The sequence below is a fragment of the Laspinema sp. D2d genome (assembly GCF_025370755.1).
Taxonomy (GTDB): domain Bacteria; phylum Cyanobacteriota; class Cyanobacteriia; order Cyanobacteriales; family Laspinemataceae; genus Laspinema.
Window position 1 is genome coordinate 1 of sequence record NZ_JAMXFC010000076.1, and the last position, 3,449, is coordinate 3,449.

The window sequence follows — 3,449 nt, forward strand, 5'->3', positions numbered from 1 at the left end:
CTTTATGGTGTAGTGGCAAACCGAGGGATAATCTCGATCCAAAAGTTACCTCTCTCGTGGCAGCCTACGAACATATCACGAATACCCAACAACTGCTTTCAACCATTCACACTGAAGATGAAAAGCTCAATGAGTTGACCCGCATCGACCTTAGCCAGGGTCGTTACCTCGAAATGTTGGGTCACGCCTATGTCAACAGTTTTCTAATTCCTAACTTCTATTTCCATCTGGTTACGGCTTACGATATCCTCCGCATGGCTGGCGTACCCATTGGCAAGCAAGATTACATGATGCACTTAGTTCCATTCGTTCAGAAAACATGAAGCCTTATGAGTTGGGCTTCTGTGGAACTGTGGAACTGGCGATCGCTTTTTTTGACTTGTCCGTATCTGCACCGGCAGGAATTCTCAACGGACCCAGGGCACACTTTGGGGATGAGTTCGATGCGATCGCCTACGGCATAGCTGGTGCTTACCGTACTCGGTGGGAAGTTTGCATTTAGGTTTCTGGGAGTCGTGGTGGGTCGGTTCACTCTAAAATTGCATCACCCAGGAATTTTCGTTGATTGCCTGAAACTGACTGAAAAATTCCGTAATTTTACCAGTTGACAAAATCGTGCCTGTTTTGTTCCAATTTTTGGTACTACAAATTAATAGATTACGATTCATAAAGTTATACACAAAACAGACACCAATGGTCAGCTAATAGAGTTTAATAATGACAAATTAAGTTATTTTTGCCTCATCCATTTCGAGGCAATTATCAGCTTACAAATAAATTCAGGTTGTGGTGTGGCGACGGCGCTGCAAGCATTGAGCCAGTTAGAGGAGGGTGTCATGGCTGCGATTGTTCCCGATGCTGTTCCGGCGAAGGCAAGTCAGGGCGAGAAAAAAGTTTTCAAGCTATTGCGAGATGAGTTGCCCGATGATTTCTTAGTCTACTACGAGCCGAGCGTGAATGGCCTATATCCCGATTTTGTGGTGGTCGGTCCGACGTTTGGGGTGCTAATCCTCGAAGTGAAAGGCTGGAGTGCCAAGCAGATAGAAAGCGCAGACAACCAGTTTTTTTGCATCAACCAAGGGGAGCAAATTGAAAGCTGTCAGTCTCCACTTAGACAAGGTAAAGGCTACCTGGATGCGTTGCTACATCAATTCAAGGGATATTCGATTCTCTGCCACAATGACGGCCAACATCAAGGCAAGTTGGCATTTCCCCTCGGTGTGGGGGCCATCATGACCGGAATGACCGAAGCCGAAGCGCGCGAGTCTAATCTGTATCCCCTATTAGAGAAACCCCAGGTTTGCTATCGTGATGAGTTGCTAGAGTGGGAAGAGTTAGGAGAGCGTGGACTCATCAAGCGCCTAGAGCAGTTCTTCACCCATCGGTTCAAGTTTTTAGGACTAGAAGAAGACCAGATTAGCACCATTCGCGGCATCATTCACCCCGAAGCCAAAATCCGAGAAGAACCCGCCAAACCCACCAGCGTTCCCGTAGGACAACAGGTTTCCCCTAACGCCAAGCTCATCCGCACCCTCGACCATAAACAAGAACAATTGGCCTTTTCGCTACAATCCGGGCATCGTTTATTTTCTGGGGTTGCCGGGTCGGGCAAGACGTTGATTCTGCTGAGTCGGGCCAAAATTGTTGCCAGTGAGTTGTTCGAGAAACGGGTGCTGCTGCTGTGTTTCAACATGACTCTCGCTTCTTGGTTGCGATCGCTCATCGAACAGGATGACAACCCAACCTACCGCGAACGCATCGAGGTGATGCACTTTCATGAATGGGCCAAGTCGATTCTCGGCGGGCTACCCAATCCCCAGGTTTATAAGGAGAACTATGATGATTTGCTCGGTGAGCGGCTCGTCAATATTTTAGAACAAATGCCACTCGAAAATAAATGGGACGCGGTGCTGATTGATGAAGCCCATACGTTCTCCCCCTCGTGGTTTCCGGCTTGCCGACTCGCCCTCAAAGACCCAGAAAATGGCGACTTGCTCATCGTTTCTGACCGCTCCCAAAGTTTCTACAACAGGCAAAAATTCACCTGGAAATCTGTCGGTATCAACGCCCAAGGTCGGATGCGGAAACTCAACCAAAACTATCGCAACACCGAGCAGATTTTATCCGCTGCCTGGGAGATGATTCAATCGTTGTGCGAACAGGACGATGACGAGACTTTTCCGATAGTCGAACCGAAGGCTGCACTCCGAAGCGGAGAACGCCCCATACTGCATCTGATGGACAACCGGCAGGCAGAAGTTGAAGGGGTACTCTCACAAACTCAGCAGCTAATCGCCCAAGGTTATCAGCCCGAAGATATTGCCATTATCTATCGCTACTTGGGCCACAATGAGCAGGACTCGTTTACTTACCTGACCCAACAATTGCAAGCCTCAGAACTCGGATCTTGCTGGATTACGAAAGGCGACGATGAAAAACGACACTACAGCGCCGCTCAACGGGGAGTGCGGATTGTCACGGTCAAGTCTGCCCTAGGGCTAGAGTTCAAGGTCGTGATTGTGCTTTGGGTTCAACAGTTTGGCGTGGGAAAAAATCCGGTTGAGGCCAAGCGGGAACTTTATGTTGCCATGACTCGCGCTCAAGACCTTCTGCACCTGTTTGGGTCAGGATATTTCGATTTCCTGCAAGATTTGCAAACTTGTGAATGTTTAGATGTGGCGTAACGAGGTTTGAAGTTGAATAAGCGAGTAAAAATAGCCAGAGTTTGAAGTAGTTTTGTCTCATGGAGCAGTGAGACAATTTAGACTAAACTAGGCCAGCTTTTTTCCAGATATTCTAGCCATCTCTTTTTGATTCAGGGGAATTGACCACGATGAAATTTGGATTCAAAAGACGGAACAAATATAAGCCAACAATCCATCCCAAGAAAAGTTACAACAACAAGCATTTGGCGGTTGGGCTGTTGTTTGTCAGCATTTTTTTAGTGCAGGTCAAAGACTTTGTTTATTTAGACAATGGACCCGGCGGGTATGACTGGAAAATTGGCAAGTCTCAACTTAGCCCCTTCGATGCGTACCAGTCCCGAACCCTGATGCAGTCCAGAGACCTGGCGCTGCAACTGGTCAACCGCGATCGGCAAGTCAATGGATTGCCCCCGCTCGTCGCGGATCCGTTACTCTCCCAAGCCGCTCAAATCCACGCTCAAGATATGTTCATTCGCAACTATTTCTCGCATTATAGTCCCGAAGGCAAAACACCAACCCACCGCTTAATCGAAGTTGGAGGAAAAGGCGGGGCGGGTGAAAACATAATGAAACAATCTAGTTCTGTTGATATTATTTTAAGCTACAGATTGATTGAAGATTTCCAGAAAGGCTGGATGTACAGCCCCGGTCACCGTGCCAACTTGTTACTTACGGTTCGCTCATTTTTGACCCTACTCCCTGAGATGGGAAACCATAACAGAAGGCTCACTGGAAGTGGAAGGG

Annotated in this window: 4 protein-coding genes; all 4 read left to right on the forward strand. The window is 47.9% G+C overall.

The window, feature by feature from the left end; translation table 11 throughout:
- A partial coding sequence (locus tag NG796_RS26175) for a DUF1993 domain-containing protein (RefSeq protein WP_261210439.1) occupies positions 1 to 323 on the forward strand: 323 nt, incomplete at its 5' end.
- Complete coding sequence (locus NG796_RS26180) at positions 320 to 502, forward strand: hypothetical protein (RefSeq protein ID WP_261210441.1); 183 nt, start codon at positions 320 to 322, stop codon at positions 500 to 502. The genes NG796_RS26175 and NG796_RS26180, both read left to right, overlap by 4 nt.
- A gap of 334 nt (positions 503 to 836) precedes the next feature.
- Positions 837 to 2,684, forward strand: coding sequence for a 3'-5' exonuclease (locus NG796_RS26185; RefSeq protein ID WP_261210443.1), 1,848 nt, complete (start codon positions 837 to 839; stop codon positions 2,682 to 2,684).
- 149 nt (positions 2,685 to 2,833) lie between these two features.
- The coding region (locus NG796_RS26190; RefSeq protein WP_261210445.1) for a CAP domain-containing protein at positions 2,834 to 3,449 on the forward strand (616 nt) is incomplete at its 3' end.